The sequence below is a fragment of the Lacticaseibacillus zeae DSM 20178 = KCTC 3804 genome, from assembly GCF_000260435.1.
GTDB lineage: Bacteria > Bacillota > Bacilli > Lactobacillales > Lactobacillaceae > Lacticaseibacillus > Lacticaseibacillus zeae.
Genome location: NZ_BACQ01000030.1, coordinates 39,256 through 55,549 on the forward strand (window position 1 = coordinate 39,256; position 16,294 = coordinate 55,549).

12 protein-coding genes and 1 pseudogene are annotated in these 16,294 nt (G+C 46.9%); 2 read left to right on the top strand and 11 right to left on the bottom strand.

Annotated features, from left to right (window positions below):
• Positions 1-31: 31 nt before the first annotated feature.
• From ulaA to GSO_RS05620, 3 genes are all read right to left on the bottom strand, one after another.
• The gene (gene ulaA, locus GSO_RS05610) at positions 32-1,369 is read right to left on the bottom strand and encodes a PTS ascorbate transporter subunit IIC (protein WP_010489930.1); all 1,338 of its coding nucleotides are present in this window, start codon (positions 1,367-1,369) and stop codon (positions 32-34) included.
• Positions 1,370-1,578: 209 nt separating this feature from the next.
• Complete coding sequence (locus GSO_RS05615; RefSeq protein ID WP_010489931.1) at positions 1,579-2,448, bottom strand: class II fructose-bisphosphate aldolase; 870 nt, start codon at positions 2,446-2,448, stop codon at positions 1,579-1,581.
• Between the two features lie 12 nt (positions 2,449-2,460).
• Positions 2,461-3,957, bottom strand: a complete 1,497-nt coding sequence (locus tag GSO_RS05620; RefSeq protein ID WP_010489933.1) for an FGGY-family carbohydrate kinase — start codon at positions 3,955-3,957, stop codon at positions 2,461-2,463.
• 165 nt (positions 3,958-4,122) lie between these two features.
• On the opposite strand from GSO_RS05620, the gene GSO_RS05625 reads away from it, so the two are divergent.
• A complete protein-coding gene (locus GSO_RS05625; protein WP_010489935.1) occupies positions 4,123-4,875 on the top strand; it encodes a DeoR/GlpR family DNA-binding transcription regulator in 753 nt (250 codons plus the stop codon).
• Between the two features lie 133 nt (positions 4,876-5,008).
• On the opposite strand, the gene GSO_RS05630 is transcribed toward GSO_RS05625, so the two are convergent.
• On the bottom strand, positions 5,009-6,199 hold the full coding sequence (locus GSO_RS05630) for an acetate kinase (RefSeq protein WP_010489936.1): 1,191 nt from the start codon (positions 6,197-6,199) through the stop codon (positions 5,009-5,011).
• A 303-nt stretch (positions 6,200-6,502) separates the two neighbouring features.
• On the bottom strand, positions 6,503-7,849 hold the full coding sequence (locus tag GSO_RS05635) for a replication-associated recombination protein A (RefSeq protein WP_010489938.1): 1,347 nt from the start codon (positions 7,847-7,849) through the stop codon (positions 6,503-6,505).
• Positions 7,850-8,007: 158 nt separating this feature from the next.
• Here GSO_RS05635 and GSO_RS05640 point away from each other — a divergent pair, with 158 nt between their 5' ends.
• Positions 8,008-8,337 (top strand): hypothetical protein, encoded by a 330-nt coding sequence (locus GSO_RS05640; RefSeq protein WP_010489941.1) that lies wholly within the window; start codon positions 8,008-8,010, stop codon positions 8,335-8,337.
• A gap of 104 nt (positions 8,338-8,441) precedes the next feature.
• Here the strand turns inward: GSO_RS05640 and GSO_RS05645 are convergent, their stop codons facing one another.
• The 6 genes and pseudogenes from GSO_RS05645 to GSO_RS15620 all read right to left on the bottom strand — a co-directional run bounded on the left by GSO_RS05645 (position 8,442) and on the right by GSO_RS15620 (position 15,668).
• Positions 8,442-9,425, bottom strand: a complete 984-nt coding sequence (locus tag GSO_RS05645; protein WP_010489943.1) for a DUF805 domain-containing protein — start codon at positions 9,423-9,425, stop codon at positions 8,442-8,444.
• A gap of 141 nt (positions 9,426-9,566) precedes the next feature.
• Positions 9,567-11,018 (bottom strand): helix-turn-helix domain-containing protein, encoded by a 1,452-nt coding sequence (locus GSO_RS05650; RefSeq protein ID WP_029345528.1) that lies wholly within the window; start codon positions 11,016-11,018, stop codon positions 9,567-9,569.
• Between the two features lie 409 nt (positions 11,019-11,427).
• Positions 11,428-12,513, bottom strand: a complete 1,086-nt coding sequence (locus tag GSO_RS05655) for a WxLIP family cell surface protein (protein ID WP_010489947.1) — start codon at positions 12,511-12,513, stop codon at positions 11,428-11,430.
• An 81-nt stretch (positions 12,514-12,594) separates the two neighbouring features.
• The gene (locus tag GSO_RS05660) at positions 12,595-13,362 is read right to left on the bottom strand and encodes a WxL domain-containing protein (RefSeq protein WP_010489949.1); all 768 of its coding nucleotides are present in this window, start codon (positions 13,360-13,362) and stop codon (positions 12,595-12,597) included.
• 2 nt (positions 13,363-13,364) lie between these two features.
• Positions 13,365-13,715 (bottom strand): EF2685/EF0750 family sortase-dependent surface protein, encoded by a 351-nt coding sequence (locus GSO_RS05665; protein ID WP_010489951.1) that lies wholly within the window; start codon positions 13,713-13,715, stop codon positions 13,365-13,367.
• 15 nt (positions 13,716-13,730) lie between these two features.
• Positions 13,731-15,668, bottom strand: a pseudogene (locus GSO_RS15620) (pectate lyase-like adhesive domain-containing protein).
• Positions 15,669-16,294 lie beyond the last annotated feature (626 nt).

Below are 16,294 nucleotides of genomic sequence, written 5' to 3' on the forward strand. Positions count from 1 at the left end.
TTGTTTGGTTCAACGCATCAGATCCGGTACATTAATCAACCAACTTCTTTTTGTGCAAAGCACTGAAGACGAATGGAAAGGCAAAGATGATTAATGCCGCAATCATGATTGGCCACTTGCCGACTTTGGCGATGAGTCCCAAGATAACGCCGATGGTATTGAAATCACTATCAGACCAATATGTTGTGGTGTAGCCCAAACCACCGTAAAGACTGGTGGCAATCAGTGGCAGGAAGCTCAAGATGATGCCACCGAGAAATGGTCCAATCAAAGCGCCTTTTCGACCGCCAGTGGCATTGCCAAAGATGGCTGCAATGCCGCCGCAGAAGAAGTGCATGACGATCCCTGGGATGACAATGGTGGTGCCAATCAAAATCTGAACACCCATGGAAAGCAGGCCGCCAAGTAAGCTGACCAGGAAGCCCGCGAGCAAGGCATTAGATGTACCTTTGAACAGAATAGCGAATGGATAACCAGGTACAGCACTTGGAACAATCTTTTCACTGAATCCTTTGAAGGCTGGGGTAATTTCTGCCAGTAACATGTTAACGCCTTGGACCAATACGATGATCCCGGCTGTGAATTGTGCGGCCTGCAACAGTGCCCAAACATATGGATTCAGGTCAGTCAATTTACCAACATAAGCCGGACCGGCAACCGCAGTCACAATGAAGAACAGAATGGTCATGACGATGGTCACCGAAACGTTACTATCTTGCAGAAAAGCTAATGATTTCGGGAAATTAATATCTTCAATAGATTTTGACTTTTTATCTTTATTGACTAACGAACCGATTTTAGCAGACATCCAGTATTCCAGCGTGCCGAAATGGGCAAAGCTCATGTCGTCGCGGCCTGTGATAATTTTCATCGTTGGGTGGGCAATTGCCGGGAAGACACAGAGGATGACGCCGAGCGTCATGGAACCAAAGACAATCGCTTCAAGTGTATTCAAACCACCCAAAAGCATCACTGGCGTCAAGCAACACGCCATATAGAAAGCATGGTCGCTTGATAGAAAGATATATTTGAATTTGGTGATGCGGGCCAGCACAATATTCAACACGAGTCCGAAGACAAAGATAAAGGTGGCAACCGTGCCATACTTTGCGACGGTCACGCCGATAGCGGCTTCGTTACTCGGAATCATGCCGTGCATGTTAAAGGCCTTGGTAAAGAGCTTGGCGAAGTTATTCAACGCGCCGACGATGATGTTGGTCCCGGCCAGCATGACGACGAACCCGATAAATGCCCGCACCGTGCCGCCAATCACTTCGGTAAATGGCTTACGCAGCGCAATCAGCCCCACGCAAACAACTATTCCGGCAATGATGGAAGGCTGACTAAGCATATCGACCAGAAATTTCATGAAAATAATGCCTCCTTAAGTATCGTGAGCGTGAGCCAGCCCGCTTAGAAACCGGAGTGTAAGTGGCCTTGGCCATTGCGACCGAGGTCCTTACACGCAGGTTTCTGGGCTTGCAAACGCATTATCGTGAGTGCAAACTAAAGCGCTCACATTCCTTCTTTAAAAACAAGCGGACAGCATCACGGCTATCCGCCTGCTTTCTAAAGTGATTAAGCCTTCCCTGCTGAACCAAAGACGCGCAGACGGCCGCGAATTTCTTTTTCAACCATTTCGGTTTCCCAGATGCTGGCGTCTGAGATGAATAGCTGTTTATCGCTATCATCCTGTTCCAACTTCTTCTGAACGCCTAAGGCAACGCGGTGAACCATTTCGGAATAGTAATTGATCTTGCAAATGCCATTTTCAACTGACTTGCGATATTCTTCATCAGTCAAGCCGGAAGCACCGTGAACCACTAATGGGAAGTTAACCAAATCAGAAATTTCCTTCAACCGACTGAAGCTCAAGTGCGGCTTTTGCGTGTAAACACCATGAACCGTCCCATACGCAACCGCCAGCATATCGATACCGGACTCTTCAATGAACTGTTTGGCTTCTTGCGGGTTGGTGTAAGTTTTGTCCAGATCCGCATAATCCACTTTCTTATCCCCGCTACCTTCACGATTCATTGGCCCGAGTTCGGCTTCAACCGTGATATCCAACGGCTTGCAAATCTTCACGATTTCTTTGGTCTGCGCCAGATTATCGGCAAAATTCTCCTGCGAAGCATCGACCATCACCGAGGTAAATCCAAGCCGAATCGCCCGCATAATATTGTCAAAGGTTTCCCCATGGTCAAAATGAACCGCAACCGGAACGCTTGCTTTACGGGCAATGTTCAGCATCACCGGCGCAATTACATCTAGTGGCACATACTTATCATGCAACTCCGCAAACTGAATAATGACCGGTGAATTTTCCTTTTCGGCAGCGCCAACAATCCCACGAATCATTTCGATGTCGGTGACGTTAAATGAACCAACTGCATAGTGACCTTCCTTGGCCTTTTTAATCATTTCTTTTGTGTTAACTAAAACCATAATGATTTCCTCCTATAAGTCCCGTAACTTCTTACCAAATGCATACAGTTGCTGATACTTTTTGTACTGGTGGTTGTAAAAGGCAACATTCTCCGGAATCGGCTTGAAGACTTTATCGATCGAAACCAATTTCTTCATGGCGGTTTCAAAAGAATCAAACAAGCCAACCGCAACGCCAGCCATGATGATGACGCCCATGGTTCCTGATTCCTTCATATGAACGCGGCCAACTTCGCGGTTAAAGACATCCGCTTTGATTTGCAGCCAGGTATCCGACCGTGATCCGCCGCCAGTCGCCCGTAAATGATTGACATGCATCCCGCCGGCTTCCATGTTGTCCAGATTCATGCGCATCTCAAAAGCCACGCCTTCCATCAACGCCCGGTAAATATCAGGTTTCCGCGTTGCGCCGGAGAGTCCGAGGATCATGCCGCGCGCATCTTCGTCAAAGTAAGGAACCGCTGCACCGGAAAAATGTGGTAGAACCAACAAATTTGTTGGCTTTTTCGGTACATATTTATCAAAGATGTTGTAGACGCTGACCCCTGATAACTCGGCCGCCTGAACTTCTTCAAAACCAAACGTGTCGCGATACCATTTAAGCGATGTGCCGCCATCGTACATGTAAGCAATGGTGGTATATTTGTTGTCCAGATACGGTACCGTTGGATAATTCTTTTTGGCATTTTCCTTAAGATGGCTGGTATCTGTGAAGATCGGTGAAATATTATCGACCGAACCCATCCCGTCAGTCGCATCGCCAACATCGATGGTGCCAGCGCCAATCGACACACAAATTTGGTCATGGGCGCCGGTAACAAGTTTCATGTCGGCGTTAATCCCTAACTCAGATGCCAACTCCGGCTTGATCGTGCCGACCACCGTGCCTAGGCGGTAACACTTTGGCAAAAGCTTGCGATCAATGCCGGCTGCTGCCAAGATGTCCGGATCCCAGTCATTGGTCGAAACGTTAAATGCCAGCGACCGATCAGCCAGGGTGTAATCAATCGCATCAACATTACCAAGTTTGTATAGGATATAAGCGCCGTAAAGCAGGATACGATGAATCTTTCCATAAAGTTCCGGACGGTGTTTTTTGATCCACATGATCTTAGGTACCGCGAATGTCACCGCCGGATTCAACCCGGTTTTATTCCTGATGTCCTCAGCCGAAATCCGCGTCAGCAGGTCCTTTAATTCATCCTTGCCGCGGCTATCTGTCTGCAACATCGTGTTCATCAGCGGCTGCCCTTGATCATCAACGGCAACAAACGCTTCACCGAACGATGAAACACTGACGGCCAGCACATCTTCCTTAACGAATTTCTTCGATTCCTGAATGACCTCCTTCGTTGCCGACCAGACCACGCTTGGATCTAGCTCGTATTCACCTTCCCTGGGAACCGACGTCTCATATTCCCGGTAGGCAGCAGAGAGAATGTTGCCTTGATTGTCTGTGATGGTACTCTTTACCCCGGTTGTCCCGAGATCCAATCCCATAAGTGCCACGCTGAAAACCTCCTTCGCTTTCGTAAACCGCTTTCATAGAGTAGTATATGAGTTGTGAAAAATATTGACAATGCATGACGAGCAACTCGATAATTTTTCATATTTTTCCATATATGTGCTATAATTTTGCATAAAATCATTCAACTTAGGAAAGAAGGCGCTTTAATGGTTTCTTTTCAACGGCAAGATCAAATTCTGAAAATTTTAAATGCTCAACAATTCGCCCGGTATAGTGACTTAGCCAAGCAGCTTTTCGTCAGCCCTGCCACCATCAGACGGGATACACTGGATATGGAAAATAGGGGTTTGATCAAACGGGTTCTAAATGGCGTCACGTTAAGCGAGGAACCCGAAGACGTCCCTTATGATTATTCGGTAACCTTGAACCTTGATGCCAAGCGAACGGTCGCATCAAGGGCGGATCGGTTGATCAAAAGCGGCATGAGCCTTTTTATTGATTCAAGTACCACTGCTTTAGTTCTAATTCGTGAATTAAGTGGTATTGATGAATTGTACATCGTCACAAATGGCATTCTGGTTGCACTTGAAGCTTCCAAACATAAAGGCTGGCACGTCAATCTTGTTGGCGGTGCGGTCAATAAAATGCTGGAAAACATCAGTGGCGACCGGGCAACGCGGGATATCGAAAACTACCAAGCCGATCTGGCAATCTTCTCGTGTCGCGGACTGATTGCTGCCGGTGCAACTGATGCTAACGACCAGGAAGCCAACATCAAGCGGGCGTTTGCGGCGCACGCAGACCAGGTTATGTTACTGGTAGATCACACCAAAGTTGGTAAACATCAACTCTATATGAGTGCACCCATGAATACGCTGAATTACATTGCCACTGACAAGGCCATGCCCGAAGATATCGTCAGCACCGCGCGGGCGAACCATGTGCAGATTTTTGACTGAAGCCATGAAGCTTTAGTGAGGGCAAAAAAATAGACGCTAGATGACAAGCGATAAAGCTTGTTTCTAGCGTCTATTTTGGGTTTGTGTTGTGGCAAACCCTTTTATCGTGATCTTTGCAATCTGTTCTGGATCCTTAGCTTAAGGCCATCACGTCGCGCACAATCATTAACTCTTCGTTCGTTGGCACCAGTAACGTTTTGACCGTCGAATCCGGCGTACTGAGATCGGCTTCGACACCATGTGACTTGTAATTGATATCATTGTCAATCTTAGCGCCGAGGTAACCTAGCGAGCGCATGATCTTGTCACGAACTTCATCCCCGTTTTCGCCGATGCCGGCAGTGAAAATAAGTGCGTCTACCCCGTTCATCAAGGCTGCATAAGAGCCAACATATTTCACAACCCGATTGACAAAAATATCCAATGCGAGTTTCGCCCGCGGATTCGTATCTTCGGCCGCTTCCAAGTCCCGCATATCGTTGCTTAAACCGGAGATGCCCAGTAGCCCGGAATCATTGTTGAGAATATGGATCATCTGGCCAACATCCGGAATGTCCAGTTTCTTCATCAAGTAAGCGACCAGTGATGGATCAATGTCCCCAGAACGCGTGCCCATGGTTACCCCAGCCAGAGGCGTAAAGCCCATGGAGGTATCAATGGACTGGCCATCTTTAACCGCGGTGATACTGGAACCAGAACCCAAGTGCATGACAATCATCCGTAAATCTTCCAATGGTTTGTTCAGCATTTCAGCAGCACGCGCGCTCACGTAACGCACACTGGTTCCGTGCGCACCGTACTTACGCGCGCCATACTTTTTGTAATAGTCGTAAGGAATGCTGTACAGGAAGTTCTCAGGCTGCATCGTTTGATGAAAAGCCGTATCAAAAACCGCCACTTCAGTCGCCCATGGCATCATTTTCATGAAAACTGCGATATAATCGGCTTCAACCGGATTATGCAATGGCGCGTAGTCACGCAGGTTTTGAATCTGCAGCAACGTCTCATCGTCAACGACAACGGATTCAGCAAAAACTTCGCCACCGGCAACAACCCGGTGACCAACACCGATAATTTCATGCAAATGCTCGACCAAGCCCAAAGACTTGATATTGCCCATCAGACTGGCAACCGCTTCTTGGTAGTTGGCAATCGGCGTATCACTTTCGTATTTTTGACCGTCACCATATTTAATTTTAACTTTCGATTGCGGTTGGCCCAAACGATCAACCAAGCCCTCGGCCAATTGAACCTCAGCCGGCATATCAAAAAGTTTCCACTTCAGGGTAGAACTGCCTGCGTTGACTGCGAGAATCTTCGCCATTTTGTATTCCTCCTATAGGTAAGTGAGCGCGAACCGGTGCGGTTAGGGACCGGAGCATAAGCGGCCTTGGGCGTGATGGCCCGATCTTGGCCATTGCGACCAAGGTCCTTATGTGCAGGTCCCTGCACTGGTGAGCGCGTTATAGTGAGCGTGAGCCAGCCCGGTTAGAAACCGGAGTGTAAGCGGCCTTGGGCGTGATGGCCCGGACTTAGGCCATTGCGACCAAGGTCCTTACACGTAGGTTTCTGGGCTGGCGAACGCGTTATGATGAGCGCGAACCAGAGCGCGCCAGTGTCGTCCCAATCACGACTTTTTCTTGGTATCCGGTGGTGTAGGGGTAGGGTGTTGCGCGTGCCATGCCTTAATCTGTTCGAGTCGTTCTTTGACTTTCTCTTCGCTACCTTGATCAGTAGGATGATAGTAAGTTCGCCCCACCAGATTATCCGGCATGGTTTGCATCGTTGTCAGCTTGTCTTTGGCATTGTGGGCATATTGGTAATCTTTCCCATAACCGAGATCCTGCATCAAATCAGTTACCCCATTACGAATTTGAAGCGGGACCGGTTCAGCCAATGTTTCGGTTGCATCTTTTTTGGCGGCACCATAAGCCGTATAAAGCGCATTGGATTTGGGTGCCAGTGACAAATAAGTAACGGCATGGGTTAAGTGCACCGTACACTCCGGCATGCCGATAAATTGGCACGCCTGATACACGGTAACGGCGATTTCTAAAGCTCGGGAATCGGCCATACCGATATCTTCGCTGGCAAACCGAACTAGGCGGCGGGCAATGTACAATGGGTCTTCGCCTGCCTCTAGCATGCGGGCCAACCAATAAATGGCCGCATCCACATCAGAATTGCGCATCGACTTGTGTAATGCCGATATCAGATTATAGTGCTCTTCCCCATTCTTGTCATACAATAAGGCCTTTTTGGTCAATAATTGTGCGACATCGGCCTGCGTAACCGAGATGATATCCCCCTTGGTCTCGGCGTTCGTGACCGCCATTTCCAGCGTATTCAACGCGATCCGCGCATCACCATTGGCAAAATCAGCAATCTGCCCCAACAGCTTTTTGCTGATCTTCACCTTCTGCAAGCCATAACCGCGTGGATCCTTCAGCGCTCGTTGCAACAAGTCAACCAGTTCTGCACTGGTCAGACCATGCAAAACGAACACACGCGTCCGCGACAGTAACGCAGCGTTCACTTCAAACGACGGATTCTCGGTCGTGGCGCCAATCAGGATAATGCTGCCTCGTTCGACATATGGTAAAAAGGCATCCTGCTGGGCTTTATTAAACCGGTGAATCTCATCAACGAACACAATCGTTTTTTGACCCAGTTCGCGATTCTGCTCAGCCTCTTTCATCACCTGCTTAATCTCCTTGATCCCGCTGGTGACTGCAGAAAACGTCACAAACTGTGCTTTGGTTCTCCTGGCAATAATTCGCGCCAGGGTTGTTTTACCAACCCCCGGCGGACCCCAGAAGATCATCGAGCTAATCTCATCATGTTCAATGAGATTGCTCAATACCTTATTCTTGCCTAACAGGTGGGTCTGGCCAACAAACTCATCAAGCGTTTGTGGCCGCATCCGACTCGCCAACGGCTGAAAGTTACCATTTTGAAACAGACTTTGATCCATATGCTCACCCCCGATCAACGTCCAGCCCTAATTTTAAGCGTTTTCAAGCTGCGACGCAATCATTCCATTGTTCTATTATTGTGTTAACATAATGATAAGTAAATTCATAACCACCCGACGTTGTCAGAACAACGTACGCAGGCCCCAGGAGTGATAAAATGGCACAACCACCTTCATCGCTAGAAGGATTTCCAAAAGGTGAATTTGCGGCTTTTTCAACCGCTAAAATGACCCACTTCCTACCTTACTCGCAGGACACAACTACGAAAGATTTAAAGGGATTCTTCGGCACCAACTTCCAGTACCTCACCAAAACGCCAATTGGTCGGCTCAAAATCGAAATTCCCAATACCGAACCGCTCATCGTTCAATATGGCGAAATCATCGCCCGTTTCACCAATGGCAAGTTCAAAGTCATCGACAGCAACTACTTCCACAAGAACTTCAACGATCCATTGGTTGATGAGGATTCAAAGGGTATTTATTGAGTCAACTGACATGTTGTGAAACAAATTAAAAAGTGCTCGTCTTCGTTTGAGAAGTCGGCACTTTTTTTGATGAACTCGTCATTGTTTGGTGCAAAATACGGTTACTATTGTTCGCCTAAATTCTTAGGCGGTAAGGCAAGAATGACGATCTGCACGATAACGAGAATCAAGGGAATTAAAGTTAAAACAAGGTTCTTGTTGCTTGCTTGAAGAGCCGAGACGAAATTCGACACGACATAAAACGCAACAAACCACCATGGACTAATGCCTGCATCTCTGAACCGGCGCCAAGTTACTGTCAACATCGGCAAAGACAACATAGACCATGCATAGAAAATAGCAAGGAACAGAACAACTAAAATGACAGCACCAAAGCCTAATGAATTAAAAATATGCGCTGCATTTTGCGGGGCTATTTTTCCTGCAGCAGCTACCCCAACAAATGTGGCAACTAGTGACAAAATAACGAATAATCCTGTAGGGACCATAATGAGGACAGAAAATAAAATACTCCACCAATACTGACTCCGACTAGATGTCCCGGTAAAGTCGCCGCCGCGAAGGAAGAGATTTTTAACGGCTGCACCAAAACCTACGCCAACTGTGCTAGGCGAATGTGGTTGAACCGGAAAAGGCTTCACTTCCTGCTCACGGCTCGGTAACACCAAGATAATTAAAGTTACCAGTGCCGCAACGATCGGTAGAATGAACAATGGCAACAGTCCCATGCCACTCGCCGCCAGTAGTGGCCCGGCTAAAGCCACGATCACTAACACTAGATACAACCAAGGGCTAACCTTGGCATCACGAAACCGCCGAATTGTCAGACTTAGTTGGGGATAACCTAAATACCCAAGCGCAATTGCTGGCAACATCACCAGCGTTTGCAAAAGACTAGCGCCAAAAGACTTTTCGCCATTAAGAATCGCGGGCCCGGTGACACCGATCAAAACGCCGGCCACAACGCCGACTAGAATTTGAGCTAGAAACACCCACCAATACTGTGCCCGTGAACTAACACCTTTGAAGTCGCCAGCACGAAAGAAGAAGTCCTTAATCGCTGGCCAAAAACCATTTTCTTGTTTCATAGTGCCTCGCCTCCTGTTGTGAATATCGTGAGTATAACATAAGAAATCTATAGATCAAAAAAAGATACGCTTGGATAAAAAACTAGTTGTGTGAAACACTCACGTTTAATCACTCTAGATGCAGACTGCTACAGTAGTCGTTCAAACACCATTCGGCACTAAGCGAAACGCCAAAAGCTCGCTAATCAAATGCTCCCAATCTTCCGCCCGCGGTGGCGAAAGCCAGATCACTTTAGGAATATCGGTATGCCGGTACGCGTTAACCAAATCAGTAATGATTAAGCGCGTCTTCGGCTGCACTTCATTAGTGACTTTGACATTTAACATCGAAAATCGCTTGATTCCCCGTTCAATAATGGTGTTGTAGGCTTCCCCCAAAGTAAAATCAACGCAAACATACAGTGGTTCAAGCACACTACTCAGCGGCACATTCGCCACCAGTGTCAGCAAGCAGCGATAAAAAATGAATTGGGCCTGCTGATCATCTAACGCGGCTTCTTGTTGTTGCACATAGGTCTGACAATATTCAAAAAACTCCGGAAACGTTCTGGCAAAATAAGCAATTTCGGTATGGTATTCAAAGAAACCGCTTCTAAGCGGAAAGGCGACAACATCAATCCAACATTTATCAACTTCGTAAGTGATATTTTGCTTCGCTTCCAACGTTAATGTAACACCAAACCGTTCTTCAAATCCGCGAATAAAGTCGCTGCTTCTTTGCGTCACTTCATCTGGAAAAATCACTGCCGGAGCGGAAATGATTCCCACAATCGCAAGAAACGTACCTAGGTAATCACACTCATTGTTGATAGCTTGCTCATCGGCGGGAAAATGGGTCTGAAAAATCGAAATTACCTTGTTCCGCTCTTCAAGTGCCTGCTGCCGGATTTTACTGATCAATTTAGCAACTTCCGGTGAGGTCGCAACGAAATAACCTTGTTGAAATCGCAATAAGCTAGCGAGCAAATAAGCTTTGGTTTCAATCAGTTGGCTCATTGACGGGGCAATAATCGGTGTATCAATCAACTCAAGTAACTCATGCAAGGCTGTCCGAATCTCGTCATCAAACGTTTCTTCACCGACGTGGGTAATGATGATGAGTTCCGCCAATAGTAAGCGAATGGCTAACTCATCACCGGTCAACTCACTATTGTTATTAAGATTAATCCCCCATTTTTGCAGTGTTTGGCGCAGCGCCGTGAAACGTTTATACATAAATGTATAACTGACATAATGCGCTTCCGCAAAATCATAGAGATCAAAATTCTGCCGTTGCGTCACTAGCAACATCAGGATTTTAATTTGGTAGGAACGCTCAAGATAATGATTCAAAAAGACGAAAATGTTGGTGTTGTGATTTTTATGCAGAATCGTGGTGGTTTCGGTCACTTCAATATCAAATAAACCTGACAACTGAAACGTATCAATGTCATCAGCAATTTCTTTAGTCCGCCGTTTAAAGAGATAATACGAAATATCCAATTTGTGTTGTAATTCACTATTCCTCAGTCGCTGGTTTGGATGTTGATCAAGATAATGCAACAGCTGGAGTTTCTTTTGATCATTTTTTTCCATTAATTCAGATAATCTCATAAATACCACCCTCACCTTAAGACTAAAACCAACCCGCTTACCTGATGTCGTACCTTCACCAAATGATCAAATGCCCACATCATCAATGAAATCAAGCTTTCAATTTTGCTTTTACACAATTCAAATCACATACATGACTAAAAATTCGCACAATTAGGCTGTCAGCGTCCTCAGACGTTGGCAGCCTAATGTGCGGATTTTAAATCTGTTGTTTAAGTTGGGCGCCGCTTGAAAATGCTCATTTTTTAATAAGCGCGTTCATCATGAACCAAATAGATAGTTGGGTTGCAACTACTTTTAACCTAAGCCAATTCATTCATATCCTTAGGTACTGCCCGTTGAGCGTCGCTTGATCCGAAGTCAAAAGAAGTATCAATGTTTACCTTAAATTGTAACATGTTTAATCTACTCATTCACGTTCCGCGCTTTTTTTGTGCTTGTGTTTTAGCAGCACGATCACCAGTAGCACAACGACGATGAGTAAAATCGCGACCACTGCCAGCAATGCATAGACCCACCAATGATTGGTTGACTTCAGGGTCACATCTTTTTGATTCAGATTCTTGGCAGTATGGTCGGTAATGGTAAATTCTTTGGTCAATGTCCAGTGATTTTGATAGCGTTGTTTGGCGCTGTTGGTTTGCCGTGTCACCTTGCCATCCGAACTCTGATTGCCATAGACTTCTAGTTGGGCAATGTAAGTGCCTGGCTCCAAGGCTTTCCCTGCCAACGCGATCGGAAAATCGAAAGTCGTATTAGGAGCTAATTGCATGCCTTCTTTTTTAACACGATAAAGCACCTTTTTGGCCCCTTTGGCACGCACATTCGCGTCAATGGCAACTTTGTTGATGAACGTCGGCGTGATGTTTTCCAGAGACGCGGAAATGACGTTGCGATAATTCACCTGGCTCGGCTTAACGGTATTCAATTTCAGCTCTGGTGCAACCGGCTGGGTAGTCTGTTGAAGCACAAGGCCAATGACGTAGGAAAACCGGTTGTTGATCGACAATCCTTTGCCTTTTTCTTTATTGGCCTGATCTTCCGTTTGATGCTCTTTGAGCGTGATCCCTCCGGCCATCTGCCCTTTCAAGGCGGCATCAGGCATGGTGACATCTAAATTCAAAACCATATTGCCCTTGGCCGGAATCTTGATCTGGCTAGGCGCTTTGACGTGATCCTTGAGATTAAACGCAAGGCTTTTGGCCGGTTTAATATCGTTAGGACTATATTCCACCACGCCATTAATGTTGGTTGTCGCGCTAGCAATGCCGACATCGACTTCGACCTCATTTTCGGTATCATTACGTAGATCAACGTGAAGGGTTTGCTGAGCGCCGCGATCCATTTTGATGTCAAAATAGCTAACATCTGTATGAACCTGATTGTCTGGCAGCTGAGCCTTTGCGGCAAAATTCAATTCTGAACCAAAAACATGCACGGTAGGGGTCAACAACATGGCAACAAACGCTGCTAAACAGAAAAGTATTTTCTTCACAGAAATCTCCTTTTTAAAAATGGTGTCTCGAGGCTATCGGCAAAATCATGCTAACGCTGGCCAACATTCGGTTAATTTTGACTAAGGCTTAGGCGTTACATTGGCCGGGGTTGATTCTAAGGTCCAAGTCAACGCGGTAACGTAAGCCTTGGCCATCTTCGGTGTCTTACCCGGAACTGACAATTCAACGGAATGGCCCATTTGCTTGTCGTCACCGAAACGGTAGATCCATGTGCCCATTCCTTGGTCCTTAACTGCTTCAACCGGGGCAATCTGGGCGGTGCCCGGAATTAATTCAAATGATGCCAAACCGGTTGGGGCGTACTTCGAATCGGTTGCTGAAACCAGACTCGCATTCTTGAACTTCAGTTGCGCGCCGATCAATTCACGGGTGGCATCATCTTTCACAGCGAACTGTTTATCTTGCTTCACTTTCAAGGTCCAACCTTCAAAAGTTCCACGCTTGTCGGAAACCTGAACATAATTAGGCCGGTCGACAGTTGTGCCGTCTTGTTGGGCAAACGCCTGTGGCTTCGCATAGTATTTGGCATCATCGCTACTGATCGCTGCTTCGCCGAACGTAAAGCTGGAAGCAAAGTCCAGTGACAGCGGGCCGCTTGTCCCCGGTGTCGGGTTGCCGCCTGGGTTACTTGGATCAATCGGCTTGATTGGATTAGGATCGGTAGGATCAAGCGGATCTTTTGGTCCGGTACTTGAGTTGTCGGCTTTAAACGTCACCTCACCATTTGAAATCATGTCAGTTGCTGAAGCCGCGTTAACTGCTGCCGGTGCTACAAGTCCTACCAAGGTTAATCCCAATAACGGTGCTGTCCAGATACTCTTCTTCATTTTTATTTTCCTTCTTCCTTATCTTCTTTAGGTTGTTTGATGATGAAAAACAGGAGCATGGTGACGATCAACAAGCCGCCGATTAAGCCGTATAGTATTTCCGGTCGCTCCCCAAGTCGCGGAACGAGTCCGGACCTGGACGGCGGGGCTTGTGACGTCGCTGATGGCTGATGTTGCTGGTTATTCGACTCGTGAGTTGATGAGGCTGTCGATGTTTCTTCGGCAGTAGATGAGGCCGGTTCAACAAAAACAACCTCACCTGTCGACGTGTATTGACTATCTGCAATGGCAACGAATTGTGGATGGCAAGCGAGTCCCAGCAAAAGAACAGCCAGTGGCAACCATTTTTTCATTTGGCCTATCCTTTCTTAATTTCCTGGCACGTCTTGCAGTGACCAGTCCAGTTCTCCCGAAAAGCTGCCGATCTTTTGTTTTTCAATCGGCAGGGTCAATTTGAACCCGCGAGCCGAGCTATCAATGGCGGTATTCCATTCACTGCTAACATCGCGTTCGGTGATACCCACATTGACTTCAGCAAGAATCGCCTGACTGGACAGAGTTTGTTCCTGACCGGCCTGATTCGTATAGGTTAGGCACCGGGTCGCGTCCACATTGCCGTTTTTAAACGGGCGTGCCATTCTAAGATAGAGGCGCGATTTCCGGGAGCCATTCGTGCGCGAATCTTCAATTTTTAAGCTGCCTTGAACGCGTGGCCGTAAGATTTGGGTCAACCCGGTAACCGTTTGATTCCCAAAATCCAAATCCGGCACGCTGATGACGGCTAGCTTGCCTGCTGGTTTCGGAACCACTTGCCGCTTTAATTTAAAAACCGACGCATTGCCCACCTGCTTTGCAACATCAGTGGGAAGTGCCGTTGGTTGCCGACTTACATACTTACCGTTAAAAATCCAATCGTCGTCACCGGTTTGGGTTGTCAGTAATTGGCCGTCCGCATGAACCTCGTACCCTTTTGTTTATTGGTTAAAGGGTTCAAGCAACACATTGGCCTGACTGGAAACCAAACCGGTGGGACTCGTTCCCCCAAATTTTCCGGTTTCAAGTATTAATTCATCGGCGTTATCAAGCGTAATGGTGCCTTTCCCTTTCTTGAAGAAATCGCCATTGACGTTTTTTAAATTTGCTTTCGCCCCCGGCCCTAGATTGATACTGGAGTTACTATTGAAATTGGTTGCACTAACCGTTTCGGCTAATAACTGGCCATTTCTTTGAACATCGATGGTCAGATCATGGTTATAGAACATTAAATTGCCAGCGACCGTTCTGCTGGTCTTAACATCCAAAACCGCCTCTTCACCAATGACGATACGGTTGTTGCGGATTGCGCCGATGCCGGTGTAGACAAGCGCATTGGTGGTATCGACTTTCAACCGTGCCCGCTTCTTTAATTCCAAATTCAACGGCCCGGTTGACGGCCAAAAGGTTCCCAGGACCTCGCCTTTAGCCAAGGTGATGGTGGTGTCTGAATCTTCTTCAAATAAAAAATTAGTGGCTTCGGCGAATTCCTGGATGAAGAATGAACCCGGGTTCTTCGTCGTGTAAAAACTGTTTTTCCCTCTGAAAATAATCTGGTTACTTTTATCGCGGATGTGAAGCGGTTGGGCACCATAATCTGAGTAATAGTCGACGTTTTCAATGATGATCTGACTGTTTCTAATGCTATTGTCTGCCGGCGCAATGCCGTAGTAGTTATTGGCAGAATGTTTAACGGACGCCTTGCCGATTTTAATATTTTTAAACGTAATCTGGATGCCACTGGCCGCGAAATAAATCCCGCGATGCCAATCTAGTCCGCTATTGTACATATAGGTGTATTTGTGATCGCCATCAATGGTGACTGACTGGCGCACCGGGATAGCGGCATCGCCAATATTGATATCAGCCGTTAAGCGAATATGCGTTTCACCACGTTTAATGGCGGCTGCCAATTCTTGAGCAGTTCCTACTAGAAAAGGTGAGGATTGGCTGGAGCTTGGTGCGGGCGCTGCTCTTTTTTGCCGCCGCTTCGAAGTCGCTGCGTCATCGGCTTGATCAGTTAGCGCTTCGTGAGTTGTATCACTCGCAATTGGCTGACTGGCAGACGCGGCGCTGACGTTGCTCGCTATCATTTGATTCGAACTCGTCGATGCTTCGCTACTTGTCTCAAGCTTACTTTCGGGGCTAGTAGATGGCACCTGTTGATCCGATTGTGAAACCGACGCTTCATTTAAGACTGGGCTAGGTGCTGATGAAGCTGCCTGTGAACCGACATTTAATGTAAGTGGTTGCAACAGCATGACACCTGACAAAAGCCAAAAAAAACTGTTTCATTTGTTTCACCCCTTTCTCAATGTTATTGATTATATAAGGTGGTTCTGACGTTTGTCATTTTCAGTTTTTATTTATAGGCTTAAAAAATAAAAAAATAACGGCTAATCCCGTTAATTTCCTAGGTATACAAGATTTTAAAAATCAGCTTGAAAACGGCGTCAATTTAATTCGGTTAGTCCAGTTAGCTGTGATCAATTTGTGAAATTGTTCTTTAATGGATACTGAAGAACATTTTCGCAATTACTCATCATCGTTAAAAACAAACCGCAAACCATTTCTTTTATAACGGTAGATGGGTGCTATTCGTAAATCAGTTGGTAATGGTTCATGCCATTTACGATAGGCCTGTGTTGGAAGTGGCGTCGTTCCCCATAACGCGTTCGCCGGCGCAGGAGTCTGCGTGTAAGGACCTCGGTCGCAATGGCCAAAGACCGGCCATCACGCTCGAGGCCACTTTTGATTAGGTATCTAGATGTACGTAACCCGTACTCTCTCCATAACGCGTTCGCCGGCGCAGGAGTCTGCGTGTAAGGACCTTGGTCGCAATGGCCAAGCCCGGGCCATCACGCCCAAGGCCACTTACACTCCGACTCCTAAACGCGCC